Genomic DNA, 24,186 nt, shown 5'->3' on the forward strand with positions numbered 1-24,186 from the left:
TCGATTCCGCTAATGGCTACTTTTGGATGCCGCCGTTCCGAGAACCGGCGGAACCAGGAAGCATGAATCGTCCTTCGCCGGAGCATTCTGAAGGGCTTGTTCGTTGGTCAAACTGGGGACCAGCTCATCGGCTCGCCAACGGTTGTCCAGATCCAGCGCAGTCGTCATCGGCTCGACATCCTCGGTATCAAGGAGAGCCAATTGTTCGACAAACCCCAAAATCTTGGTGACTTGCGGTCCGATCGCATCCACTTCCTCGTCGGTCAATTCCAAACGAGCCAATAACGCGAGTCGGCGGACATCATCTGCGGTCAAAGACATCGCTAGAAATGCTACTTTTTGGTGCCGCTAACATCGAATGGTTTGACCTTGACGGTCTTGCGAACCGCACCGCTACGCAGGCACTGAACGCAGATACGCATCGTCTTGTTGGTGCCATTTGGCATCGTGACGTGCACTTTTTGCAGGTTGGGAACGAATTTACGTCGGGTGCATCCAGTGATTTTGGTACCAACACCGCCGAGGTACTTCGCTTTACCTCGAGTTTCGATGCGGTTGCCCATTTGGACGCCTTTACCGCACGCTTCACATTGCCGTGCCATCTTATTCTCCGCCACTCGTTGTGGTTATTCGCTGTCAAAAGCTGTTTTTGGAACTGATAGAAGCTCGGCAATATAGCGATCGAGCGGCTCGGCGTGAAGCAGGAAAACGGCCCCGCTCGGCCGGTTCTTCAACGAATTTACTGACTTTTGGTGTTTTTGCTTCAGTTTTTTCCCGCTGAACGACGATGCTCCCTACAAGCTTTGTAATCCGAAAAGTTTAACATCCTCCCCAAAATACGAGTGACTCGATGCACCAGCCAGCCAACCCGACGTACGCCAAGGTGCTGCTGTTTTCGCTGTTCGCGCTGTCGTTTACCGGCTGCGCCAGCTTCGATTTCCCTAGCTTGGATCTCTCTCCAGACGGGACAAAGTACGTTTCCGGGGGCGGCGGCGGCGAGTTCAACGGGTTCGATGAGACCATGGACGAAACCGTGTACAACAAGGTCCGCGAGGCGCAAGCGAACAATGCGATCGTCTTCCAAGTTCAAGGGGATAGCGATGCTTCGCGAGTTTTACCTTTACCCCCAGACGGCAAATCGGTATTCGTCAGCACGCTGCTGACTCAGAGTGGTGCGGTGAAGAAAATGGGTGGAGTGGCGCCGATCTTGTACCGCAGTTCGCCTCAATCGATCGGCGGCGTGCGAATGGCCGTCAAAATGTCCCCTGGCGGAAAAACGGTGGTCCCAGAATCTGATTATGCCCTTCGCCCCGGCGACCGAGTCTATGTCCAAAGGTCCGCAGGGATCGATATGAAGAACTTGTTTAGCGCAACCTTGGGAATCTAAACCACTGCGGCCCCTTATCGACGGGGCGCCATTGGACGGTGAATCAGCATGTTCGCTGTCGTCGCGGGCACCATGATGGTTGATCGCGAAACCCACGCTCTGGAAAACGCGGGCTTTGTCAGACATCAAGGTTTGTCAGACATCAAGGAACGTAAACCCCGCGACGACAACCACCACTGCGATCGCGTAGAAAGCCATCACAATCAACGCGATGATTCCAAGGACTCGCCAGAACTTGACTTGGGTTGAGGCGAAATTCTCGAGTTGAATTTGCGTATTTCCGTTGGCCAATTCTTTTGCCGACGTTGCTGCTCGCCACAGCAGTAAGGCGGGAAGGCCGTACAGAATCAATCCGAACGAGCCCATGCAAACCATCCCGGATATCGCGGCCGTGACATCATTGTTGGATTCGATCAGCATCGATACGACGAAAATGCCGATCATCAATACCAAACCGATGATCAGAAGGACAGCAAAAAAGTATTGCCACCGCGATAGCTCCTTCACCGATGTCGAAAAATTCCCAGTCGGAACGCCAGACACGTTCTCTGCATCGTTCGGCTGGTAGGGATTAAACGCCTGGGGGGGATTTTCGGGTTCCATTGTGGCTCCGTGAGGGCTCCATAGTGATAGTGTGACTAAAGCTACTCGACGCCAATGTTTTTCCCAAGGTGCGATTGGGCAATCCTGGGGCTTTCTACGGTTCCCTTTTCGCTAGTTCGACGCTCGATCGCCAAATGGTCGATGGTCAACAGGTAGACGTTGCGTCCCAAGATTGGTTTTCGAGCCATCGCCACGTTGGGATGCGTCTTTGACTTATCGACATTGTGGTGGGAAAAATTGTTGTGCCAGAAGTTTTGCTAAAAAAACAAACCGCCAAGACCAACAGCGGCACCATCCTTGGGATTTGGCGTCTTGGTCAGGTGGTCTACCGCAGCGAGAGCGCCGAGTTGTCGTTGGCCCAGCCCGCCGACGCGACGGGTAGCCCAAGGTGGGATTACATCCTGCGGCGATCGATCGGCGCGAGTGAAATCGAGAGCGTTCGACAAGTCCGCCAGTTCACCGTATGCGCATCGCAAGTTTTTCATCCTAATTTGATCGCGGTTTTGGATGCGTCGGATTCGGATACGTCTCCGTTCTTGGTAATGCCGCGGCTCGACGGCGAAACAATGCAAACGTCCCTCGATGCGGAGCCTCGCAAAGCACTGCCTGTGGCACTGTGGTTCATTCGACAAGTCTCGCAGGCCCTCGAGGCTTTGCACGCCAGCGGTTGGGTCCACGGTGACGTCAAGCCGGATAACGTGATCATTGGGCCAACCGGCCACGTGACTTTGATTGACTTGGGTTTTGCGGATCGAGTGCATTCGTTACCCAGTCGATTGTTCCGTGGAACACCTCAATACGCGGCTCCGGAAACGTTGACTGGACAATCCGTCACGTTGCCTGCGTCGGATGTTTTTTCGCTCGGACGGGTGCTTTGGCAATGGATGACGCGAGTCAAAACGGCCAGCGAACTGCAACTATCGCCTGTTGCTGAATTGATTGAGCAAATGGTCGCTGAAAATCCCACCGAGCGGCCGACCGCCAGTGGCATCACACGCGAACTGTTAAGACTTGAAATCGAGAGTCTGGGCTGCCATATCGAACCCGAGCGACGTAGCCGCCGAGCGGCGTAGGACTCGGGACGGCTTTGGAAGTAGAGCCGGCGACTCTCCTTCGGTTCGACGAGGATTAGGATACACCCGTCACCGCGAAACCATTGAGCCGCGTGAATGAGACACGGTTTTCCTTGATGGTGCTAAACTGTTGGCTTCGGGTTGCCAACTCAAACCATGTATTCGCTTTATGACGTCCTTGCCTATCGTCGATCGACCGACATCGCGTCGTCATGGGCGTATGCGCACCTACGCGATGCATGCCTATCGAATGGGTTTGCTGGCTGTCATCGTTGGACTCGTCCATGCCGAGCATCGCTGGTTCACCGCGCAGAAACGCGGACAAACATCCGAATCGGTTGCCATTGATAAAGTGCTGCCGTTGTTTCCGAACGCCGCTTCGCTGGGCCCGTTCAATCCCGATCACGGTGGTCAAACCGTTCTAAACTCCGCGGGAGAGTCGCTTGGATTTGTCGTGCAAACGTCGCCTGAATCGGACGATGTGATCGGTTTTTCTGGGCCGATCAATACGTTGGTTGCGTTTGGCACGGACAATCGAATCTGCGGAATGACGGTCTTGCGAAGTGGAGATACGCGAGAGCATACCGAAGACGTCATCCACAACGAATCCTTCATGAAGTCGCTTCACGGATTGAATTGGCAGCAAGCGAGTGCGGCAGACGTGGATTCGGTTTCGGGCGCGACGCTCACTAGCATGTCGGTCATTGATGGAATTCGGCGACGACTCGGAGGAGCCAACCCTTCATCGCGTTTTTCGGATCCGATCACGATCCAGGAGGCGTCTGCGTTTTTTTCCGCAGCAACGGGTTTGGAACCCGACCCGCAAAAACCGAGTATGTGGAACGTGATCGACCCATCAGGAGCCGAACTTGGGAAACTGTTTCGCACTTCGCCTCACGCCGACCAAATGATTGGTTACCAAGGGCCAACCGATACGTTAGTCGCCATGGACAACCAAGGTCGTGTTTTAGGGGCGGCCATTCGACAGAGTTTTGACAATGAACCTTACGTCCGCTACGTCAAAGAAGACCGTTACTTTTTTAACTTGTTCAAAGGCTTTACGCTTACGGATGTTTCCTCGTTGGATATGGTCGACGCAGGTATTGAAGGGGTTTCCGGTGCAACCAAAACAAGCACGACCGTCGCGGAAGCGTTGATTTACACCGCCAAGCAAATTGAGCTTGAACAACCGCTAACTCAACGAGAGCCCGAATCGTGGCTGTCCTTTTCGGGGCGTGACTACGGAACTGCCACCGTCGTGTTGCTTTCTCTTGTCGTCGCCCTAACGCACTTGCGAGGGAAACGTTGGGTGCGAATTGGGTTACAGTTCGTTTTGATCGTCTATCTTGGTTTCATCAATGCCGACATGCTCTCGCAAGCACAAGCCGTCGGATGGACGCAAAACGGAATCGCTTGGAAAGCCGCACCGGCGCTGGTGCTCCTTACGATCGCAGCACTCGTGTGTCCAATCGTGACCGGACGCCAAGTTTACTGCACGCATCTGTGTCCCTTCGGTGCGATGCAGGATTGGGCCCGGCGTGTGCCACTGCGCCTACGCGTGCCTCGTGTGGTTGATCGGACGTTACGATTGGTTCCAGCGGTGCTTTTGATCGTTGTTGTCTCGGTTGCAATGTTGCATTTGCCGCTATCGCTGGTCGGCATTGAGCCGTTTGACGCGTTCGTGTTTCGTATCGCAGGCTGGGCGACGATCACGGTTGCGATTGTGGGGTTGGTTGCATCGTTGTTTGTTCCCATGGCATATTGCCATTACGGTTGCCCCACCGGCGCCGTGCTAGGTTACGTACGGCTAACCGGATCGAGCGGCCGATGGAATCGCCGTGACACGCTGGCTACGTGTCTCACAATTTTTGCCTTTGCGGTTTACGTTAGTTAACGTTACGTTAGTTAACGTTCGGTTACTTCAGAAACTCGGTTGTGTAACATTCCTCGGCTTGAACTTTTCCCGAGTCGACGACACCGAGCTTGACCATTTGGTCGACCAGTGTGTCCCATCGGTCGGCTGACATCTGCCCCGCCGATTCAATCGGTTGGTCGTTTGGCAACGCAAGCGACCGCAATTCCGCTTCGCCAAACGCCAAAGCTTCGGCGGTCATGCCATGTTGGTTCGCCGCCAAGATCGCTTCGTTCCCTTTGGTTGGATCCGTCAAGTAGTTCATCCAGCCTTGGCGAGTGGCTTTCACGAACCTTCGGACTCGGTCGGGATCCTTTTGAATCAGTTCCCCGCTGGTGATCAGAACGCTTGAATACGGGTTCCAACCAATCTCGCTGAGCATCAGCTTTCGCACCTTCACGCCTTGTTGTTCCGCTAAATGCGGTTCGGCGAACGAGTAAGCTTGTATGGCGATGCCAGGGTCGGTAACAAGGGAAGAAACGCTGCCGTGATAAGGGACTTCCTTGACGTTATCGAGTAGTCCTTTGGATCGCATGAAGTCAATGAAAACACGGCCGGTTTGTCGCTGCAATGTCTTGCCCGCTAGATCAGCGAACGTTTCGACGCCACTGTCTTGGCAAACCAAAATGCAGCGAGGGTGGTTTTGCATTGCAGCCATCACGGCGACTATGTCGGCTCCTTGAGCCCGAAACAAAACGACATCGTCGGCGTTTGCCATCGCGAATTGGACTCGTCCGAGCACTAATTCGGGCGCAACCGGCGTCGCTCGTCCACCAGGCCGAATCTCAACCTCCAATCCCTCAGCACCGTAAGTTCCATCAGCAAGAGCTTGGTACATTCCACCATGTTCCGATTCAGGATACCAATTCAATTGAATGGCTATTTCGTTACCGGATGTTTTCGATCCGGAGCTCTCTTTTTCGGTGCTGCATCCAGCAAATAGCGGGTACAGAAAGGCCAGGACGACAAAGATGTACTTGGGTTGCATAGTCAGATGCTTTCAGAAGTCGGAACCATGACGCGAAAAGACGACTAACGATTACGATAGCCGGTTGTCCAGCGGCCGAAAACCGTGATTGAAAGCAAACTTACCAATCCAAAAAGTAGCAAACCCAGAAGCGTTGAAGCAAAAATCGCCGCGATCAACGCATCGGTTCGTTGGTAAGCTTGCCATCCGGTCATCAATGTACCGAGCCCGTTGTAATTGGAACCGTTTCCGACAAAAAACTCGGCCACAATCGCCCCGATTACGGCCAAGCCGCTACTGGTTTTCATGCCGATCACCAAGAACGGAATTGCGGTCGGCATTTGCAGCCACGCCAACCGTTTGGCTCGTCCGGCACCGTACAAACGAAACAGATCATTGAGATCCTTTTGGGCCGACATCAAACCTTCGGTCACACTGTTGACGATTGGGAACAAACAAATGATGACTGTAACCAATACGATCGTTCGAAATGTGTAGCCGCTCCAGGTGATCAACAGCGGTGCAATCGCGACAACGGGGACCGTTTGCAAAAAGATGACGTAAGGGAACACTGCCTTGCGAATCAAATTCGATTGGCTGAACGCGATCGCCAAAATACAGCCGATTCCGACTGCAGTCGCTAATCCCACGACGGCCGCGATACCGGTCGCAAGAGTCCCTTCAAAGAGGGGGTGCCGCTCTTGGATTGCGGCTTGCAGAACTTGCCAAGGCGACGGTAGCAGAATGGGTGGCAAGTGAAAAAAGTAAATCGCCCATTGCCAAAGAACCAAGCCCAACGCTGCGACGCCGATGACCGACGCCGCACCGAGCCAAACCTGCTTGGTTCGATGTTCGTCACCTGTGCTCATCATGCGTCATCCCTCAACGCATCGCCGACGCGGCCGTAAAAATCGCCGAATTCGGGACGTCGCCTCAGTGTTTCGCTACGCGGCCACGGCAAAGGGTTTTCAATCGATTGCTCGATTTGCCCTTCTCGCATCACATGGATTTGATGGGCCATTACGCACGCTTCGGCAATGTTGTGCGTCACCATGACGGTGGTGAATAATCGCTCTTGCCACAGTCTCAAAAGTAGCTCGCCAAGTTGGCTGCGCAGCATATCGTCAAGTGCCGCGAAGGGTTCGTCCAAAAGCAACACACTTGGTTCGGTGACCAACGCGCGAGCCAACGAGACACGCATTTTCATGCCGCCTGAAAGTTGGTGTGGCAGTCGATCATGCGAATCGGCCAAGTCGACCGACGCCAGCGTCTGCATGGCTTGATTGTGACGATCCTTAGCATCGCCACGGCCAAGTAGTTCAAGTGGTAGGATCACATTCTCCATCGCCGTTCGCCAGGGCAGAAGCGATGGTTGTTGAAACACGAATGCGATTTGCCCGTCGCCGGCCGTTGAATTCGGGCGGAGATCGACGTTGCCTGTCGATGGTGTCTGCAAACCGGCGATTAAACGAAGAATCGTCGTCTTTCCGCAACCGCTCGGCCCGATCAGAACGGAAATGTGGCCTGCTTCAATGTCAAGTTGCACATGATCGACCGCAACGAAGTTGTTTGCAAATTGAACGGATAAGTCATTGCAACGAATCGAGAAGCGAGCTGCATCGTCCGCCTGGTTCATCTTCAACGATTTGGCGGGATTGCCTGACATGAGTTCAAGTGGTTAAGAAAGATAATTTCCAGTCGATAGTTTTCAATGCTTGGATTCTACCCATCGCATCGCTTTCAAGAAATGTGTCTCTCCCGAAATGCTTTTGCGAAGAGATGCTTACGCGAATTATTTTGTCTTTTTTGCCTAAATCCCGTAGGGACGGGAATATTTCTCATCGACATCGATCCGTTTAGGTATGAAGGTGCACATGTGGCGTGACACGTGGCGGCTAAGAATCCGCAGGACGCTCCACAGCTTTTCCAGCGTCGCTGAGCTTGTGGAACGCGCCATCGGCATGCCACATCCAAAGCAACCCATCGCGTGACTCATTTGCTGTCGATTTCGTGATAGTCTTCTTCCGCGTTGACTCGCCAGACGTTCGATTTGTCTCGGCGTCCCGCGATAATATTGTCTACCGCAACCATCGCCGAAAGCATCGAATGGTCCTGGTTGTTGTAGCGATGCATGCCGTTTCGGCCAACCAGATACAAGTTCTCGATCCCGTCGGTCCACTGGACGATACGGTCGAACCGCGCATAAGTTCCCCAGTAGGCCGGATACGCCTTGGGGACCCGCAATACAATTTGGTCCAACACATCATCGCGGTCAGCGATGCCCATGGCAACCAGCTCATCCATCGCGGTTGCGGCAATCGCCTCATCGGATTGTTGCCACAATGCGTCTCCCTTACTGCAAAAGTATTCCAATCCCAGCCAAGCCAAACTTGAATCGCGAACCAGCCATCGGCTCCAGTTGTGAAAAAGCTGAATGCGGCCCACCGTGTACTGGGGATCTTGAACATAAAGCCAATTGTCGGTCATTGCCGATTCGATTCGATCCAAGCTGCGCATCCGCCGCAGCAGAACCCCCACCGTGATAAAGTCACGATAGACCAGTCCTTCGGCAATTTCGCGAACCTCCAGCGGAGGATGCTCCATGGCGCGAATCAGTTTTACCACCGGCATCGAACTAAACACATACTTTGCATCGAACCTTCGTTCCGTTCCGGTAACCGTATCGGTAACCACCACACCGATACACAAACCATTGTTTGCCTCAATTTTCGTCGCACGCGATTGAAAGTGAATCTCGCCGCCAAGTTTGACAATCTCTTCGGCGCACTTCTCCCACATTTGGCCAGGACCGTACTTCGGATACAAGAACTGTTCAATCAAAGACGTTTCGGTATCTTTGCTTGCCACCGAGTTGCTCACCCGGTTGTTGAACCATCGAGACGCGGTGCGTTTCACCGCATGGGCGACCGCGCGGCGGATACTCATCCCCTTGATCCGCTGCGCGCCCCATTGGGCGCTAATCCGATCACAGGGAACCCCCCAAACTTTTTCGGTATAAGACGTTAAAGAACGTTCGATACAACTCACGCCCAAACCGATTGATGAAGAAATCTTCTAAATGGTTCTCGGGTCGGATGGGCCACAGCGAGCTGCGTAGATAGCTGATCGCGATCCGTGTCATCCTCACCATCCCCAAGCCTTTCACGGTCGTCGCGCTTAACGACAAAGGATAGTTGAACAATTTGCCGAGAAAATATATCCGACTTTTGCGCTGCCGCACCAGCATCACATTTTCGGTCGTTTCGGGATCAGGCCCATTGCCATCACCGTCAATCGTGCGGGCTTGCCCCTGGTACTTCAATCCTATCGAATCGTTCGCATCAGTCCCTTGCAGTGGCATCATTCGTTGCCACCACGCCATCACCCGATCGGATTTGGAAAAGAAACGATGGCCGCCAAGGTCGATGCGATTGCCATTGTGAACCGTGGTGCGCGAGATGCCTCCGACACAATCGGTTGCTTCGAGAACAATCGGTTTCAAATTCGTGCGAGTGACAAGTTCAAATGCCGCAGTTAACCCCGCCGGACCGGCACCGATGATGATTACTTGGTTGCAGGACGGGTCGTCCGAGTCGGCCAATCGATTTACCCTGTTGTCTTTCAAAACGATTCCTTTGCGACTTCTTGTCCCGCTTTGGTTCCCATTTGGCCCCATGTTCCGTACGGCGACGGGCCCGTCAATGTGCTCACGCCATCCACCGTTCCATCGCCCGCGTCAATACTGGATGTGACAAACCGAATCGCACCATCGCCCATCGCCACGTGCGCACCACCGGGATGACGGCTTCCCGCGGTATAAACGCCCCATTGAAAATCGCCCCCGCCCGAAGCGCACTTGGGCGCACACGGTGGCAACGCCGTCGCAGCACTGGCATAGTACGGACGACCGTCGGCCCAACGCGTTCCGGTCAATTCGGCCGCTGGTTGGACGACAATGTTCTCGCCGTCCCACGCCGAGCGACAATCATTCGGTTTGGGGCTGCGATATAACACGCCATCGGAAACCAGCAACATCCCGCCCATCCTGTCGGATGGCCCCGCGTGTCGCCCGGACGCCATTTCCATGAACTGGATCGTATTGCTAAGCCCATCGGTCACCTCGGCCGGCCGAGGTGACCGATTGTCGGTAAACATGCCTCGTGACTTGGTGGTTGGTAAGTGATGGTCTTCGATCGTATCCCCCAAGCTGGCGCGGTAACTGAGTTGTCCCGTGTTATCAAACACGCTTGATGCACTCGTTACGTCGCTGGGGCAAGCGAACACGCCCGCCGGATAGATCGTTCGATAAAAAAGTGGGTCGAGCCAAGGATCACGCACCGTGCCTCGATTGACTTTTGCTTGCAGCCGGAATGCTGAGGCCTCGGCTTCGAGTTGCGGCAGGATTGCCGTTGCCCAGCTCAACCCAACTTCGCCGTTATCATCCACGCGGCTAACCACACTGCGACGAGGCGCGGGGTAAACCCGAAAGGCCGATTGGTAGTTCGCAGTAGCCAAGCTGATATTCTTCAGAATGGACGAGCATTGCATCCGCCGGGCGGCTTCGCGTGCCGCTTGAACCGCTGGCAATGCGATCGCAACCAGAACCCCGATGATTCCGATCACCACGAGTACTTCGATCAAGGTAAAAGCATTGTGCCTTGCCTTCATGGTGATTCCTCCCCATGATCGCTCTGGAGCTTCTCAAATTCAAAGCGATAGACGACCACGGTCGGACTTATGAACTCGTCGGGCACGATAGTCGCCGTCTGATGCACCAAGTCATGAAAGCGTTCCGACTCCTCCCACAAGCGATGCCAGGGCGCGGGTGCTTGCAAGCAACGTGCGATGATTACTTCAACCGGGACTACGTCTTCCGAACTGAGTTCCAGCGTCGACGTGTCCGACGAATCCTCGGACCTACTTTCAACGAGTGCTTCGAGGATCGCTTCAGAGGGAACGCTTTTGGGTAAATTGATTGCCGAACGAGCAATGTCAGTATAGAACGCATAGTACCGCCGAGTACCCTCGGGAATAGGATGCTCACGATCCCATTTCTCCAGCGTCCACACATCCTGGCCGCCATCAAAGTTGCTGTCATGTAAAACTGTCGGAGTTCGATAGCTGCCGCCAAACAGCGGGTTGATGTAAGCGAATTGGTGCGGCCAAGCGATTGCAATATCAAACGCGATAACCGTTAACCCGATCGCATAGATAAGCCGTGTGGACAGACGCGTTTCCGCTAACCATGCGTCCAGACCGACTCCGAGTAGCAAATAACAAGCCGGTAATCCTGGAAAAAGATACCGAACGTTGAGCGCCATTTGCCAGTTCCAACTCAGGATGCCAAACACAACGGTGACAACGCCGACGAGAAACCACACGGCGGACCAAAACCTCGGGTCGGTGGTGTTGACTGTTATCGTACTGGACGAGGCGACGTGTTCTTGCGACTGAATCGTACTCGGAGGACTCGTTGCCTGGTCCACTACGGCGAGCCCAAACTTTTTACGCTGACGGAGCAGCGGTGGATAGAAACGTTTAATCGCTTGTATCGGTAACCAAACAGCCAGCAACGCACAGACGCCTAGAAACACGATTTGTTCTTTTGCGAAAACTCCTACGATGTAATACCACCACATCCCCTCGGGATAAAAAGTACCGCAAAAGTAGCTGGGAACACCCCGTTGAATAAACAATTGTTGTTCGTCGATCCCCATCAGGTATTGAGTAGGCAGTGGCGACGGCAGACTTCCAAGGCGAGTCGCCAACGACCAGAGTAACTCACTCGCGAACAAATGATTGATCATCGGCACGCCAACATCCTTGCCCTCATAAACTACGATCGTAATTAGTAGCGCGATGACACCGTGTCCGAAATGATTCAATCCAAGTCGCATGAAGTTGCCCCAACCGATTCGCCGTGCGACCGCTTCGTGGCCAACCAGTAGGAGCGGCCATAGCAGATAGATTGGGCAATAGGTGAACTTGACGTTTAGGCAAGCACCCCAGGCGACTCCGACCAAAACACTATTGACCCAGCAACGGTCATTGAGCCAGCAACGGTCATTGAGCCAGCGTAACGTCGTCAGCATGAGCAATATCATCGTGCAAGCCGACAGCGCATCGGGCATCATCGTCCACCCGTGACCAAGTGTCAGTGGGCTGGTCAAGTACAACACGGTGGCGATCGTCCTGGACCGCAATGACAGCATCGGAAAGCCTCGCAAAAGAACCCACGCAAACCCGACCACAACCATAATGCGTGGAATGCGTCCGACGAGGAAATGCCAACGATAGGTGTTAGGGGAAGCTTCGGTGGCACGCGTCCCCATTGGGAATTCGGCCCGATTTCCGGAGACCATCATCGACGCTGGGTAAGGTCGCGGGATCGGCACATCGCACAACGCTTCGACCACCACGCCACTGACCCAGCGATGCAGTGGCGGGTTAACGCGATAGTACGCGGGATCGCCATAACGAACCGTTGCGACGGACGCATAGAACTGGCCCACTTCATCGGACACCGGCGACTTCAAGAATGCTTGCGTGAGCAAAACGACGGCCGAACATAGCCCCACCAAGAGCAACATTTGCGATCTTGCCCGCTTGGACATGCTAAGCGTTCGCCTTACGTCGCCAATGGAAATATGCGGCAATCAAAGCTAAGCCAATCAGCATCACCATGATTCTTCGAGGCCAACTCCAACCCACAGTGGGCGGTGCAAAAATACTCGAGTCGATGTCGAAGGCTTCCATCGCCGCAGGTTCTAGTTGCAACTCTTTTAATGTGTGGGTTTCGATGCTTTTTTTGCCATGAGTTGGTAGAAACGTAATCTTGAGACTCGAAGGAACCTGCGGCGAAATACTTTCATAAGTGTAATCGAGGGTGTTTGTCGCGATTTTGCCATCATCATATTCAATGTTGTCGGAGGAACCTAGAACCAACTTCGAGTCGGAAGCGAATCGAACGGTTTCAACGATTTGATAGTTCTCTCCCTTCTCAAATAGCGTCAGGAGGGTGACCAAGCCATCGGTTTCCTCCAGGAGGAACTTTTCAGTCGAGCTGGTTCCTTCGATTTTATCGCGGATAATTTGCCACATCGGCAGGTCGTAAGTGCGATTCCCTTGAGCATAGAAATGCTCATCTGTTGCCCGCCACATTCCTTTGTCGGCTTCATCAATCTCTATAATCGTACCGATGTCTGTACTAGAGTCGATAAGCAGGCGAACGTAGCCTTCAGGACGAATGATGACACGAGTCGCTGAAACGGCGGCACCGTTTTTCGCGTGAGGGCGCCATTCGACACGAAAGTACTTTCCTTCGCGGGCCCAGTATTCAATAGTCTTTTCCGAAACGGTTCCATCCTCTTTTTGCTCTCGAATCTCCCAAACTCCATGCATGTTGTCGTAGAGGCGTTCTCGCTGCTGCTGCGCATCCATGATCGCATGCAGCGTTTTGAGTTGCTCAGGTATTTCCTCCGCGGAACGAACTTCGTCCTTAGCAACCAGCGATAAACTGGGAATGATTGAAAAACTGAAGACCAGAAATATAAATTTCATACTATACTTTGCGACTACTTTTGAAGAGACGAAAGTTGGCTTTGCGGCATATTTGCCGCAAAGCCAGCGGTTGCCATCACAGCCGAAACAATTTTATCTTACCGGTAAATGATCTGCTCATTGTTATGGAAATTGTTTTACGCAATTAGATGGGCGAGCGTAGGGGTAATCTAACCACCGATATCACACCCACAATTTCCCGATCTAAAGGCACATGAACACGATGTCGTGCCAATATTTCCGGCGCACACATCACTGCCCGCTTTGGGTTCGCAAATCCTTTTCCTGGCGTTTGCCGGGTCTGGATTGTCATTGCATCCACCGCTGCAAGAAGCCGCGGTGTACGTCGATGCAAGGGCCGCTTGTTGTGGAATGATTGCAGACAGCACGAGCACAATCCCCAACGACCCGAGCGAATTCATAAGACTTCTAATCACCTGACTTCTCCCTCTTAAGCTTTGCATCCTGTTGATCGCGGCCCGGATGCACCAAGACCGTCGCACCCAGAACGATTCTGGGTGCGGAACGACTGAATATCAGCATCGCGCTCTCGCGTTGCGAGCCTGCGTCCGATTGGCTGTAAAGCGATATTCTAATTTGCTTCTCTTCGCCAGCGGCGAGTTCAAGCGGCAAGTCCTTGACGGCGAAGCATCGGCAGGATGACTTCGCACCGAGAATCCGAATCGATTCCGCTGCTGTGTTGCGTAAAGAAAATGTTGTCACGATTTCGGTATTCGGTTCAACTTGCCCCAGAAACTGCTCTCGCGAGTTCACTCGAAGAGGACTGCCAGCGATGAAGTCTGAAGCCGCTTCCAACGAACCAAACCACCCCAGTGCTGCAACCAATGCCGCCGGAACTGCGAACTTGATTCCGCCAATCAGATCGGCGACCATATCACTGGATATACGCAGCGGTTGACACCAATGCTCACGTAACCACATACAACTGCATACGGCGAAAACGTCAAAAACGAGAACCGTGTTCACCGGCAATCCACTGCTGCCAAGACAAGAACATCGCTGCAAGCCCGCATTCGCTTGCAAAGCCAAAACACCAACGAATAGCACAAAAACGCTGACCACGACAATCGATAATCGCCGCGACGGGATGAAAGCAATCACCAGCCAACCCAGCACACATTCGAACAATCCCAGCGTGACAACGACGGCTGGCGGCAAAATCCACTGGCCTGCGATCAGCATCGACTGACCTCCCCAAGACTTACTCACTCCCGCATACAGCAAAGCTGCGCCGATCCCCAACCGAGTCAGAACGTAAAGAAGACTCTTGACATCGCGGTTGATCCGGGTTGATCCGGGTTGATCCGGGTTGATCCGGGTTGATCCGGGTTGATTGAATCCCCGGCGAGATTGGTTGGATAAGCGTTTACGCTCATTGCCCCTGGCCCCTATTGTGTTCTAACAGAAACTCACTGCAGCCGATCCCGCCAAAACCAGGAAGCCAGCAGAGTCCTTCTTGGACACATGCTACGAGACCGACTTGGGCAAAGCAATAGGGCTTACTATTGTTTTTTTCTCGAGAGCCTATAGGGTAAACCGGCGAGAGCAAATCAATTCTCCTGGACGGTCAATCAGCTCCTGACATATTCTCGTGTGGTGAAAAACCTTAGATGTTGCTCGCTCGTTGTGGATGAATTTCAACGAGTTCCTCTTCATCTTTGACCAACACGAGTAATCGATCTCTGTGCCAAGCCGTTGTCATCACCCGATCGGATGTGGAAAAGAAACGATGGCCGCCAAGGTCGATGCGATTGCCATTGTGAACCGTGGTGCGCGAGATGCCTCCGACACAATCGGTTGCTTCGAGAACAATCGGTTTCCAATTCGTGCGAGTGACAAGTTCAAATGCCGCAGTCAACCCCGCCGGACCGGCACCGATGATGATTGCTTGGTTGCAGGACGGGTCGTCCGAGTCGGCCAATCGATTTACCCCTTTGTCTTTCAAAACGATTCCTTTGCGACTTCTTGTCCCGCTTTGGTTCCCATTTGGCCCCATGTTCCGTACGGCGACGGGCCCGTCAATGTGCTCACGCCATCCACCGTTCCATCGCCCGCGTCAATACTGGATGTGACAAACCGAATCGCACCATCGCCCATCGCCACGTGCGCACCACCGGGATGACGGCTTCCCGCGGTATAAACGCCCCATTGAAAATCGCCCCCGCCCGAAGCGCACTTGGGCGCACACGGTGGCAACGCCGTCGCAGCACTGGCATAGTACGGACGACCGCCGGCCCAACGCGTTCCGGTCAATTCGGCCGCTGGTTGGACAATAATCCTATCGACGATTTGGGAAAACCGTTTCCATCAAGTGCCCTGCTGTCTGGCTCCATCGATTCCTGCTTGACCTATGTGGCAGGCAATGTGCGTCAATGGGATTAAAAACAACGCGATCCTTCGAGTTCCTTGTCGACGATAGGGGACAAGAGCTTACTTTGAGCTTGTTCGTCGGGACGCTGGGCAGCTGTGAGTGATCACGGCAAAAGAGCGAATTGGCAATTGGTGTACAAGTCCGGTGACGCTTGGCGGCCCGTCGATGCGTCGGTTCCTTACGGCGTTGCTCCGGACCAATTCAATGCGGTGACATTCCGTCCAATCACAACGACGGGGTTGCGGATCGAAGCCCAACTCCAACCGAACGTGTCCGGCGGTGTGTTGGAGTGGAGATTGCCAAAGTAGAAGAAAATATACCGGCACAAAGCCTTTTAACTTACGTTTGGCGCCTTTTAGCTTACATTTGGCCGATGAGCAGATGTCCCGCCAGGACCGTGATTGCCGAGCCGGCAAGTTTGACTCGATCGCCGGCGACCTGGCAACGAACCGTTCCACCGCGAGGCGATACTTGATGGCCGACAAGATTCGTTCGACCGAATCGATCGGCCCAATACAGTGCGAGGCAGCAATGGGAAGATCCGGTCACAGGGTCTTCGTTGATGCCGCATCGCGGTGCAAAGAAACGCGAAAGAAAGTCGGCCTCGGCATGATCCGATGGTGAAGTCACGATGACGCCGCGTGTGTTGATTTTGATCAAACGCTGAAAGTCAGGAGCCACTTGGCGAACGATTTTTGCTTCATCGACGATCGTCACGATGTCGAACTTGGAACGCATGACGAGGGCACGTTGGAGTCCAAGAGCTTCGCATACTTCGCTTGTCATCGACGGGGCAACGGTCTCCACGATCGGAGTCGCCGGAAAGTCGAGGGTAAGTTGGTTGCCTTGCTTTTGGCAAGTCAATTCTCCACTTTGAGTTTCAAACCGAATCGCCCTCCCCTGTTCGACATGCCCCTGTTCGATTAACGCATGCGCGGCAGCCAGCGTGGCATGGCCACACAAATCGACTTCGGTTGTCGGCGTAAACCACCGCAATCGAAATTTGTCATCATCCGCGGTGGGGACGACGAATGCTGTCTCGGCGAGATTCATTTCAGCGGCAACGTTTTGCATCCACTGGTCGTGGGGAAATTCGTCCAGGATACAAACTGCCGCAGGGTTTCCGGTGAAAGGGCGATCGGTAAATGCGTCAATTTGCCAAATCGGAACGCTGTGCTTTTGAATCATTGGCTAGGATGTTTCCGGAATGCCATCGAAATTTGTTGCAATGAGGTTAATGAAGTTGGTGCGGCGCCAAGTTCATTGTTTGAGGGCACGGCATCAAGGCAAAAAACAAACGAAAATCCCTCCAATCCGAGATTGCCGATGGATGTGTGGCTCGGCTCTGCGTTTACCTTGTGCATTGAATTTCCCCATTGCATGGTGTGCCACGCGTTGCCCCACAGGCGAAGGATCGCCGGGAGGTTTGGGGAGGTTCGAAGGAAACTGCTCGTTGTGGACCAGGAGCCGGCCCCCCCCTGATTTCGGGTTCATGTGGTTATGGGGCTCATTGCTTCGTCCACCACCTTGAAGAACTCGCGTCGACTATCTTCAAAAAAAGGACGCTTGATGGGGCAATCGTTCTCGAGCCCGGTCCTTAACCTGCTTCGGAGCATTGCTTCTGGTAGGCGGCTGCGTCCATGAGCGTTGACAAGCTTGCTTCGTCGCTCAATTTCACTTTGACAACCCAGCCAAAATTGTACGGATCTTCGTTGAGCTTATCCAAGTTGTCGGGTAACTCGGTATGGACTTCGATCACTTCGCCACTAACGGGGCTGTATAACGGGCTGACCGCTTTGACCGATTCGACTTCGCCAAATTCTTCACCCGCTGAAACCACCTTGCCGACTTCGGGAAGGTCCATGTAGACCAAATCGTTCAATTGCTCGATTGCAAATGCGGATACGCCAATCGTGGCAATCTTTTGACCATCTTGCTCACTCACATCGGCCCATTCGTGGCTTTCTGCATACAACAATTTGGCGGGATCGCGTGACATGTTTGATTGTCCTTCGAGGTTTTTTGGTTGGGTTTGGATTGGGGGATCAGTTTGACGAAACTAGGGGCGTTTGTAAAACGGTAAAGGGGTCGGTACGGCGCGAACGGCTTTGCCACGAATGTCTATTTGAAACTCGGAATCCGATGCATGTTCCGTATCGACGTAAGCCATTGCGATTGGATGAGCCAACGTGGGTGAGGGCCCGCCACTTGTCACGACACCGATGGTTTTTCCCGCTGCGTCGAGCACGGGGCATCCTTCGCGAGCGGGGCGTTTGCCTTCGGGGATCATGCCGACGCGGACACGCGACGGTCCATCGGCCTTAATCTTACCTAACGCATCGCTGCCGATAAACGTACGGTCCTTAAAATTGCACGCAAACGATAGGCCAGCCGAAATCGGATCGGTCGCTTCATCCAATTCGTGACCATAGAGCGGCATGGCAGCTTCCATCCGCAGGGTATCGCGGGCCCCCAGTCCTGCGGCCGTAAACCCTTCGTCGCGTCCGGCGAGCAAAATGTTTTCCCATACGCGGTTCGCATCTTCGGCGCGAACGATCAGTTCGAAACCATCTTCGCCCGTATAGCCGGTGCGGCTGACGATGACTGGTTTCTTGAATTGTTCGGTAATGCGAGCGTGGTAGTACTTCAAACGACTTGGGTCAAACGAAAATAGTTTTTTACATACTTCGATCGCCTTGGGGCCTTGTACCGCGATCATCGCGGTTAGTTGGGTCCGATCGCTCATGGTCACGCCTGGGAAATCGGCGACTAGCGGCGTGATCCATTGGACAATCTTGTCGTGGTTCGACGCATTGACGACCATCAAGTGGTAGCGTTGGCCCGATGGGGTTTCCAAATGCGAAACCAATACATCGTCAAGGACGCCGCCCGCCTCGTTGCAAATCAATCCATAGCGAACCCGGCCCACTTCCATGCCAGTCACACGCCGCGTCAAAAGCCGATCGAGAAGTTGTTCGCTTCCTTCGCCATCGAAGCGGATTCGTCCCATATGCGAAACATCAAACAATGCCGCCGAGCTGCGGCAGGCTTGATGCTCGGAAACGATCGAGCTGTATTGAATGGGCATCTCGTAGCCGGCGAACGGGACCATTTTGGCACCCGCGGCTCGGTGCCAAGCATCGAGTGGAGTTTTAGAAAGGGTCGTCGCGGTACCAGTCGAAGTCATGGTTGGTTCGTCGTGGAGATGGAGTTTAGGTCGGAGGGAAGCCACACGATCGAGAAATCTCTGCACGAAAAGTCTAGCTGTCAGACCCTTCGCGACAAACCCCGGCAAACTTTCGTCGAGTGCTGTTCAGTTTACCGTTTTCGGCGTTTTTTACTGCTGCGACGTTCGGTCTTGCGTTTGGATTTGTATTTCGAGTTGGTCGGTTTGCTTTTCCTTTTCGATTTTACCTCGCCTGCCGAAGTGTGGTTTTTGACAAAATCGACGAACAATTGCCGTTCCTGTAAATCGACTTTGGCGATTTTCACCGTGAGCAGATCTCCTAGCCGGAATCGGTGTCCCTCGCGAAAACCGACCAACTGTTGCCCTTGGCGTTCGAACCGGTACTTGTCCTTTGGCAGTGATGTGACCGGTAAGAAACCGTCGACCGGCAATTTGATACACCGCGCATCAATGCCGTCGGCAAACACACGGCTGACTACGGCATCGAGCGACTCGCCAATCTTCTTTTTCAAAAAGTGCAGCAATTTCAGTTCGATCAATTCACGCTCGGCTTGTTGTGCATTCCGCTCCATGTCGCTGCAGTGATGCCCTAACTTCAGCAGCACCGGGAAGGGCTCATCGGGCGTTTTCTTTCCTTCAAGCAGTTTTTGCACCAAGCGATGGACCGTCAGATCCGGGTAGCGACGAATCGGGCTGGTGAAGTGGCAATAGTGTTGCATGTCGAGGGCGTAATGCCCTTCACGCTGAGGCCCGTAGACCGCTTTGTTCATCGATTTTAAAACCGCAAAACTCACCGCTTGTTCGAGTGGCGTTCCGACAACTAAATCGAGCACTTTTTGGATTTCAAAGCGACTTTCGACTGAGCCCACATCGAGCCCAATGTCGCGGACAAAGATTTGCAATGCACGAAGTTTTCGCCGCTGAGGTGCTTCATGGATACGGTGTAAAAAATTGAGTTCCATGTCATCAAGCCATGTGGCGACCGCTTGGTTGCCCGCCAACATGAACTCTTCGATGAGCTGATGGCTTTCGGTGTTCTGAACCAAAAACGCTCCTTTGACTTTGCCACTACCATCAAAGAGTAGTTTCGTGTCGGGCATGTCCATCGACAGCGACCCCGCTTTGAAACGGGCACGACGCATTTGCATCGCCAACTTATGCATCCGTGAAAGCAAGTCGCAAACCGGGGACCCCCACAATTCGACGTGTCGTTCTTCGTCGGCTAAAAATTGGTCGACTTCTTCGTAGTTCAGCCGTTTGTCACTGCGGATTGCCGCATTGTGGACTTCGGTGTGGGTGATCGTCAAATCATCGAGCATTTCGATTTCGACCGTTTTCACCAACCGAATCTGTTCGGGTTGCAAGCTCGCTAAATGGTTGCTGATGATTTCGGGGATCATCGGCACGACGCGGTCCGGCAAGTAGACACTGGTCGCTCGGTTTTTCGCTTCTTCATCCAGTGCGGTACCGACGGGAATGAACGAACTCACATCCGCGATATGGACCCAAAGTCGCCATCGCCCTTGTTCTCGTTCAAGCGAAATCGCATCGTCAAAATCGCGTGCATCGAACGGGTCGATTGTGATTGTCAATAGATCGGTTAAATCCTTGCGGTCTTTGGGAACCGATTCGTCATTGAATGCGTCGGCTTGGGCGCGAGCTTCGTTGAGCACCTTTTCCGGGAACTCATCAGGCAGCCCGAATTGTCGCATGATCAGCAGCGTGTCGATCGCCGGGTTCTTGCTGCTACCGAGACGTTCGAGGATGACTGCTTCACCGCCAAAGCCATCCTCGCCGGGAAATTCAACGATCTCAACAAAAACCTTGTCGTCTTCGTTTAGCGGCAATCCGCGAACATCGCCAACCGAAACGGGATGCTCGTACGGTGTACCATCAAGCAGCACCGTGGCGTTGCCATCAAGCATTCGGAACGTGCCGGTGAATTGACGCCGAGCCCGTTCGAGAATTTTGATAACGGCAGCTTCCTCGCCACCTTTTCGACTCGGACGCACGCGAACTTCGACGAGGTCGCCTTCTAACGCGCCAAGGGTCGCGCCAGGCGGAACGAATAAATGCTCGGCGACTTCGTTTTCGTTCTCATGGTCGCCTGGTCGGACGAATCCAAAGCCGCCACCCATCGCCCGGCGAAACGTGCCACGAACAATGTCCGGTTCTCCTGTAAATGCACCCACGGGAATGACCAAGTGGTTCGAGCCGTAGACGACGCGGCCCTCCAAGACCAATTGTTTGACAACGCGGCGAAGCTCTTTGGTTTGGTCGGGGGCAAGCTTCAATTCCGCTGCGATTTGCTTCGGTTTGCTCGGGCGGTAAGCAGGCATGCTTAGGTGACGGAGCAGCCGGTCCGTTAATTCAGTTGATACATCCATTGGGGAGAAGATATCCGATTTATGCGGGGAGTGTCGTTCTTTGCCAGCGAGATTGGCTTATTTGCCTGCGAGATTGGCCACGTCACGACGAAAAGGCACCTAGGAGGCGGGGTATTTCACTGCGTTGCGGATCATTTTCGCTTTCAAGGCTTCCGTAAGGTCAATTTCCATCGCATTGGCGATTGCCAGAATGTAAGCCAGACAATCGGACAATTCTTCGCCGACGTCATGTTTTCGTTTCGGATCCGCGGCGACCAATGCCGCTTCATCCAGGCTGAGCCACTGGAAATGTTCCATCAACTCCCCTGCTTCGATCGCCAGCGACATCGATAAATTCTTTGGGTTGTGGAACGAGTGCCAATTTCGCTCCGCCACAAAACGCTCGACAACGTCCCTTAACTGAGCCACGGTCGTTTCTTGGTCCGTCATGTTTTTATTCTCTATGGTCATGCTTATACAATGGTCGCATGGCAATCGATGATCAAACGCCTGCGAATTCAAACACTAAGACGCACGCCGCACAGCGGAATTCGTCATGGTGGAGGTTGAGTCTGCGCGAATTCATCGGCCTATCGACGATCATGATGTTGTTGATTGGGTTCGCGGTCACGATAGCGCGGCTAAGGGCGACCGAATTGGAATTGGCGCGGTTGCGAGCCGAAAATGGCTACCTAGCCCCCAGCGAAGAGGGGCAAATCGCTGCTTCGCGTGCACCCTCGGACCAACCACTCACCTACCGGGCTCGAATTCGCGTACCCAATCGGAGCCGATACCGAGTTTGTTATAGCACACTGTGGCCAAGGCACTCAGGGCATCCCGAATGGTTCGCAGCGCTGGATTTGCCTCCAGGCGAGTGCGTTTTGACTGTAAAAGTCCAAGCCGATCCACGCGATTCCATATGGAAAATTTCGGCCGTTGCTCGCAGCTCTTTGGGAACGAAGCGAGTTGCCACGACGTTGCCCGAGGACCAAGTGCCGATCTTTCGGTCATCAAACGACGCGATTCGTGCCGGAATTGGTAATGAAACCGTCATTGCGGAAAAAAATGGATCCATTCGGCTCTTTGATGAGCGTTGGCTGGTCGGCGGCGGAGGCGTTTTTTTGTACGGTGATAGGCCGCCCGAAGCGGACACCATCGGAATCTTTGCTGAGCTGCAGCCCGACGCAGGACCGATTTAGAAGTTTGAAATGGAGTGAGTAAAGCGTGAAATGCTTTTTCCGTTCCAATGCCAAACTTATTTCTTTCCACCTTCACCCTTCATCCTTCAAGCTTCCTCTCATGCCACGTGATTTCCTTAAAGGTGCCGCTGACGAATACGATGTCATTGTGATCGGCAGCGGACTTGCCGGGATGACTTCCGCGAATATTCTCGGCCGGGCCGGCCACCGTGTGCTGCTCCTTGAACAGCACTACAAACTCGGGGGGCTGGCGACTTGGTTCTTGCGACCCGGTGGGCACATCTTTGATGTCTCATTGCACGGGTTCCCACACGGGATGATCAAGTCGTGTCGCCGCTATTGGAACCGCGACATCGCCGACCGGATCGTTCAACTCAACAACATCCGTTTCGACAATCCGCAGTTCTCGTTATCGACCACGTTCAATCGTGAAGATTTCACGAAGCTGCTGACGACGAAATTCGGAATAGAGCATCAAAACGTCGTCGATTTTTTCGACACCGCTCGTGGAATGAATTTCTACGATGACCAAGCCACGACAACCAAACAATTGTTCGAGCGGTTCTTTCCTGGACGCGATGATGTGGTCCGGTTGTTGATGGAACCGATTACCTATGCCAACGGCTCGACGCTGGAAGACCCCGCGATCACTTACGGGATCGTCTTTAGCAACTTTATGAGCAAGGGTGTGTTCATCTACGAAGGAGGCACGGAGGATTTGGTGGCTCGGATGAAAAAGGAACTCGAATCGAATAATGTTGACATACGCATTCGATGTGGCGTCGATCGGATCAACGTCAAAGACGGCCATGTTGAATCGGTGGAAACCAACGGACGAACGATCCGCTGTAAGGCTGTCGTCAGCAATGCAAATTTGAAGACAACAATTTTGAAGATGCTCGGCACCGAAGTTCTCGATAAGGATTTCATTGAACGAGCGAATGCGGTGCGGTTGAACAACAGTAGCACGCAGGTTTACATGGCACTGAAAGAGGGAGAGCACATCGATGAGTCGAGTGGCGATCTGTTTTTCACTAGTACTTCGAAAGAATTCCGAACGGATCTGCTGTTAAGTCGCGACATCACCAGTCGTACATTTAGTTTTTACTATCCACGGACGCGACCAGAGAAAAAAGATCGCTATGCGGTGGTCAGTAGCACGAATGCGAATTGGTCCGATTGGGCTGATTTAAATGACGCGGATTACGAAGCGAGCAAGAAGGATTTGGTCGAAACGACGATCGATGCGTTAGAAAAGTATTTGCCCGGCATTCGGCAGAAAATCGATTGGGCCGAGGCTGCGACGCCCCGCACTTTTCAACACTATACGCGTCACGAAATGGGCGCCAGTTTTGGGACGAAGTTCGAAGGTCTTGGTGTAAGCCGCGAACTACCGCAACAAGTCGGCGGCATGTATCACGCCGGCAGTGTTGGGATCATCATGAGTGGATGGCTCGGAGCGATCAACTATGGCGTAATCGTCAGTAACGAAGTGGATCAAGCGTTGGTTAGCAAAGCGTTCCCGGTGTAGTCCGGTGTA

At 53.4% G+C, this 24,186-nt stretch carries 26 protein-coding genes; 6 read left to right on the forward strand and 20 right to left on the reverse strand.

Going from position 1 to position 24,186, the window contains the following annotated elements:
- Positions 1 to 9: 9 nt before the first annotated feature.
- Complete coding sequence (gene gatC / locus CA13_RS24375) at positions 10 to 321, reverse strand: Asp-tRNA(Asn)/Glu-tRNA(Gln) amidotransferase subunit GatC (RefSeq protein ID WP_146401121.1); 312 nt, start codon at positions 319 to 321, stop codon at positions 10 to 12.
- An 11-nt stretch (positions 322 to 332) separates the two neighbouring features.
- Positions 333 to 602: a 50S ribosomal protein L28 gene (rpmB, locus tag CA13_RS24380; RefSeq protein WP_419194763.1), complete on the reverse strand. Its 270-nt coding sequence runs from the start codon at positions 600 to 602 to the stop codon at positions 333 to 335.
- Positions 603 to 850: 248 nt separating this feature from the next.
- Between rpmB and CA13_RS24385 the strand changes: the two genes are divergently transcribed.
- The gene (locus tag CA13_RS24385) at positions 851 to 1,387 is read left to right on the forward strand and encodes a hypothetical protein (RefSeq protein ID WP_146401125.1); all 537 of its coding nucleotides are present in this window, start codon (positions 851 to 853) and stop codon (positions 1,385 to 1,387) included.
- 135 nt (positions 1,388 to 1,522) lie between these two features.
- Here the strand turns inward: CA13_RS24385 and CA13_RS24390 are convergent, their stop codons facing one another.
- Positions 1,523 to 1,990, reverse strand: a complete 468-nt coding sequence (locus CA13_RS24390) for a hypothetical protein (RefSeq protein WP_146401127.1) — start codon at positions 1,988 to 1,990, stop codon at positions 1,523 to 1,525.
- Between the two features lie 41 nt (positions 1,991 to 2,031).
- The gene (locus CA13_RS35585) at positions 2,032 to 2,178 is read right to left on the reverse strand and encodes a hypothetical protein (protein WP_419194764.1); all 147 of its coding nucleotides are present in this window, start codon (positions 2,176 to 2,178) and stop codon (positions 2,032 to 2,034) included.
- 54 nt (positions 2,179 to 2,232) lie between these two features.
- Here CA13_RS35585 and CA13_RS24395 point away from each other — a divergent pair, with 54 nt between their 5' ends.
- Together CA13_RS24395 and CA13_RS24400 are read left to right on the forward strand one after the other, a co-directional pair.
- Positions 2,233 to 3,063 (forward strand): protein kinase domain-containing protein, encoded by an 831-nt coding sequence (locus CA13_RS24395; RefSeq protein ID WP_419194765.1) that lies wholly within the window; start codon positions 2,233 to 2,235, stop codon positions 3,061 to 3,063.
- A gap of 169 nt (positions 3,064 to 3,232) precedes the next feature.
- Complete coding sequence (locus tag CA13_RS24400; protein ID WP_146401129.1) at positions 3,233 to 4,957, forward strand: FMN-binding protein; 1,725 nt, start codon at positions 3,233 to 3,235, stop codon at positions 4,955 to 4,957.
- A gap of 22 nt (positions 4,958 to 4,979) precedes the next feature.
- On the opposite strand, the gene CA13_RS24405 is transcribed toward CA13_RS24400, so the two are convergent.
- From CA13_RS24405 to CA13_RS24450, 11 genes are all read right to left on the reverse strand, one after another.
- Positions 4,980 to 5,963: an ABC transporter substrate-binding protein gene (locus CA13_RS24405; protein ID WP_146401131.1), complete on the reverse strand. Its 984-nt coding sequence runs from the start codon at positions 5,961 to 5,963 to the stop codon at positions 4,980 to 4,982.
- Between the two features lie 44 nt (positions 5,964 to 6,007).
- Positions 6,008 to 6,814: an ABC transporter permease gene (locus CA13_RS24410; RefSeq protein ID WP_146401133.1), complete on the reverse strand. Its 807-nt coding sequence runs from the start codon at positions 6,812 to 6,814 to the stop codon at positions 6,008 to 6,010.
- The gene (locus tag CA13_RS24415; protein WP_146401135.1) at positions 6,811 to 7,608 is read right to left on the reverse strand and encodes an ABC transporter ATP-binding protein; all 798 of its coding nucleotides are present in this window, start codon (positions 7,606 to 7,608) and stop codon (positions 6,811 to 6,813) included. The genes CA13_RS24410 and CA13_RS24415 overlap by 4 nt, the downstream gene beginning before the upstream one ends.
- Before the next feature lie 326 nt (positions 7,609 to 7,934).
- Positions 7,935 to 8,990, reverse strand: a complete 1,056-nt coding sequence (locus CA13_RS35590) for a hypothetical protein (protein WP_419194766.1) — start codon at positions 8,988 to 8,990, stop codon at positions 7,935 to 7,937.
- Positions 8,929 to 9,543: an NAD(P)-binding protein gene (locus tag CA13_RS35595; RefSeq protein WP_419194767.1), complete on the reverse strand. Its 615-nt coding sequence runs from the start codon at positions 9,541 to 9,543 to the stop codon at positions 8,929 to 8,931. The genes CA13_RS35590 and CA13_RS35595 overlap by 62 nt, the downstream gene beginning before the upstream one ends.
- A gap of 20 nt (positions 9,544 to 9,563) precedes the next feature.
- On the reverse strand, positions 9,564 to 10,610 hold the full coding sequence (locus tag CA13_RS24425; protein ID WP_146401137.1) for a DUF1559 domain-containing protein: 1,047 nt from the start codon (positions 10,608 to 10,610) through the stop codon (positions 9,564 to 9,566).
- A complete protein-coding gene (locus CA13_RS24430) occupies positions 10,607 to 12,532 on the reverse strand; it encodes a hypothetical protein (protein ID WP_146401139.1) in 1,926 nt (641 codons plus the stop codon). Before CA13_RS24430 ends, CA13_RS24425 begins: the two co-directional genes overlap by 4 nt.
- A gap of 25 nt (positions 12,533 to 12,557) precedes the next feature.
- A complete protein-coding gene (locus CA13_RS24435) occupies positions 12,558 to 13,502 on the reverse strand; it encodes a hypothetical protein (RefSeq protein WP_419194768.1) in 945 nt (314 codons plus the stop codon).
- Positions 13,503 to 13,931: 429 nt separating this feature from the next.
- A complete protein-coding gene (locus CA13_RS24440; RefSeq protein ID WP_146401143.1) occupies positions 13,932 to 14,705 on the reverse strand; it encodes a DUF1573 domain-containing protein in 774 nt (257 codons plus the stop codon).
- 424 nt (positions 14,706 to 15,129) lie between these two features.
- On the reverse strand, positions 15,130 to 15,468 hold the full coding sequence (locus tag CA13_RS35600) for an NAD(P)-binding protein (protein WP_473087484.1): 339 nt from the start codon (positions 15,466 to 15,468) through the stop codon (positions 15,130 to 15,132).
- Entirely contained in the window at positions 15,465 to 15,776 is a 312-nt protein-coding gene (locus tag CA13_RS24450; RefSeq protein WP_419194769.1) for a DUF1559 family PulG-like putative transporter, read from the reverse strand. Before CA13_RS24450 ends, CA13_RS35600 begins: the two co-directional genes overlap by 4 nt.
- A gap of 213 nt (positions 15,777 to 15,989) precedes the next feature.
- Here CA13_RS24450 and CA13_RS24455 point away from each other — a divergent pair, with 213 nt between their 5' ends.
- Positions 15,990 to 16,202 (forward strand): hypothetical protein, encoded by a 213-nt coding sequence (locus CA13_RS24455; protein ID WP_146401149.1) that lies wholly within the window; start codon positions 15,990 to 15,992, stop codon positions 16,200 to 16,202.
- 52 nt (positions 16,203 to 16,254) lie between these two features.
- On the opposite strand, the gene CA13_RS24460 is transcribed toward CA13_RS24455, so the two are convergent.
- The 5 genes from CA13_RS24460 to CA13_RS24480 form a co-directional block, all read right to left on the reverse strand.
- The gene (locus CA13_RS24460; RefSeq protein ID WP_146401151.1) at positions 16,255 to 17,082 is read right to left on the reverse strand and encodes a PhzF family phenazine biosynthesis protein; all 828 of its coding nucleotides are present in this window, start codon (positions 17,080 to 17,082) and stop codon (positions 16,255 to 16,257) included.
- A 409-nt stretch (positions 17,083 to 17,491) separates the two neighbouring features.
- On the reverse strand, positions 17,492 to 17,893 hold the full coding sequence (gcvH, locus tag CA13_RS24465) for a glycine cleavage system protein GcvH (protein ID WP_146401153.1): 402 nt from the start codon (positions 17,891 to 17,893) through the stop codon (positions 17,492 to 17,494).
- A 60-nt stretch (positions 17,894 to 17,953) separates the two neighbouring features.
- On the reverse strand, positions 17,954 to 19,081 hold the full coding sequence (gcvT, locus tag CA13_RS24470) for a glycine cleavage system aminomethyltransferase GcvT (RefSeq protein ID WP_146401156.1): 1,128 nt from the start codon (positions 19,079 to 19,081) through the stop codon (positions 17,954 to 17,956).
- Positions 19,082 to 19,212: 131 nt separating this feature from the next.
- Positions 19,213 to 21,468, reverse strand: a complete 2,256-nt coding sequence (locus tag CA13_RS24475) for a ribonuclease R family protein (protein ID WP_146401158.1) — start codon at positions 21,466 to 21,468, stop codon at positions 19,213 to 19,215.
- 99 nt (positions 21,469 to 21,567) lie between these two features.
- Positions 21,568 to 21,897: a nucleotide pyrophosphohydrolase gene (locus CA13_RS24480; protein WP_146401160.1), complete on the reverse strand. Its 330-nt coding sequence runs from the start codon at positions 21,895 to 21,897 to the stop codon at positions 21,568 to 21,570.
- 38 nt (positions 21,898 to 21,935) lie between these two features.
- On the opposite strand from CA13_RS24480, the gene CA13_RS24485 reads away from it, so the two are divergent.
- Positions 21,936 to 22,646 (forward strand): hypothetical protein, encoded by a 711-nt coding sequence (locus CA13_RS24485; RefSeq protein WP_146401162.1) that lies wholly within the window; start codon positions 21,936 to 21,938, stop codon positions 22,644 to 22,646.
- Between the two features lie 100 nt (positions 22,647 to 22,746).
- Entirely contained in the window at positions 22,747 to 24,177 is a 1,431-nt protein-coding gene (locus tag CA13_RS24490; protein ID WP_146401164.1) for a phytoene desaturase family protein, read from the forward strand.
- Positions 24,178 to 24,186: the final 9 nt, after the last annotated feature.

It is taken from the genome of Novipirellula herctigrandis, assembly GCA_007859835.1.
Lineage (GTDB): Bacteria > Planctomycetota > Planctomycetia > Pirellulales > Pirellulaceae > Novipirellula_A > Novipirellula_A herctigrandis.

Coding starts and splice junctions, on each gene's coding strand:
- gatC (WP_146401121.1), bottom strand. CDS start 321: ATGTCTTTGACCGCAGATGATGTCCGCCGACTCGCGTTATTGGCTCGT.
- gcvT (WP_146401156.1), bottom strand. CDS start 19,081: ATGACTTCGACTGGTACCGCGACGACCCTTTCTAAAACTCCACTCGAT.
- CA13_RS24480 (WP_146401160.1), bottom strand. CDS start 21,897: ATGACGGACCAAGAAACGACCGTGGCTCAGTTAAGGGACGTTGTCGAG.
- CA13_RS24485 (WP_146401162.1), top strand. CDS start 21,936: ATGGCAATCGATGATCAAACGCCTGCGAATTCAAACACTAAGACGCAC.
- CA13_RS24460 (WP_146401151.1), bottom strand. CDS start 17,082: ATGATTCAAAAGCACAGCGTTCCGATTTGGCAAATTGACGCATTTACC.
- CA13_RS24440 (WP_146401143.1), bottom strand. CDS start 14,705: ATGCTGATCGCAGGCCAGTGGATTTTGCCGCCAGCCGTCGTTGTCACG.
- CA13_RS24385 (WP_146401125.1), top strand. CDS start 851: ATGCACCAGCCAGCCAACCCGACGTACGCCAAGGTGCTGCTGTTTTCG.
- CA13_RS24410 (WP_146401133.1), bottom strand. CDS start 6,814: ATGATGAGCACAGGTGACGAACATCGAACCAAGCAGGTTTGGCTCGGT.
- CA13_RS24430 (WP_146401139.1), bottom strand. CDS start 12,532: ATGTTGCTCTTGGTGGGGCTATGTTCGGCCGTCGTTTTGCTCACGCAA.
- CA13_RS24390 (WP_146401127.1), bottom strand. CDS start 1,990: ATGGAACCCGAAAATCCCCCCCAGGCGTTTAATCCCTACCAGCCGAAC.
- CA13_RS35585 (WP_419194764.1), bottom strand. CDS start 2,178: ATGGCTCGAAAACCAATCTTGGGACGCAACGTCTACCTGTTGACCATC.
- CA13_RS24415 (WP_146401135.1), bottom strand. CDS start 7,608: ATGTCAGGCAATCCCGCCAAATCGTTGAAGATGAACCAGGCGGACGAT.
- CA13_RS24425 (WP_146401137.1), bottom strand. CDS start 10,610: ATGAAGGCAAGGCACAATGCTTTTACCTTGATCGAAGTACTCGTGGTG.
- CA13_RS24435 (WP_419194768.1), bottom strand. CDS start 13,502: ATGAAATTTATATTTCTGGTCTTCAGTTTTTCAATCATTCCCAGTTTA.
- CA13_RS24490 (WP_146401164.1), top strand. CDS start 22,747: ATGCCACGTGATTTCCTTAAAGGTGCCGCTGACGAATACGATGTCATT.
- gcvH (WP_146401153.1), bottom strand. CDS start 17,893: ATGTCACGCGATCCCGCCAAATTGTTGTATGCAGAAAGCCACGAATGG.
- CA13_RS24400 (WP_146401129.1), top strand. CDS start 3,233: ATGACGTCCTTGCCTATCGTCGATCGACCGACATCGCGTCGTCATGGG.
- CA13_RS24475 (WP_146401158.1), bottom strand. CDS start 21,468: ATGGATGTATCAACTGAATTAACGGACCGGCTGCTCCGTCACCTAAGC.
- CA13_RS24405 (WP_146401131.1), bottom strand. CDS start 5,963: ATGCAACCCAAGTACATCTTTGTCGTCCTGGCCTTTCTGTACCCGCTA.
- rpmB (WP_419194763.1), bottom strand. CDS start 602: ATGGCACGGCAATGTGAAGCGTGCGGTAAAGGCGTCCAAATGGGCAAC.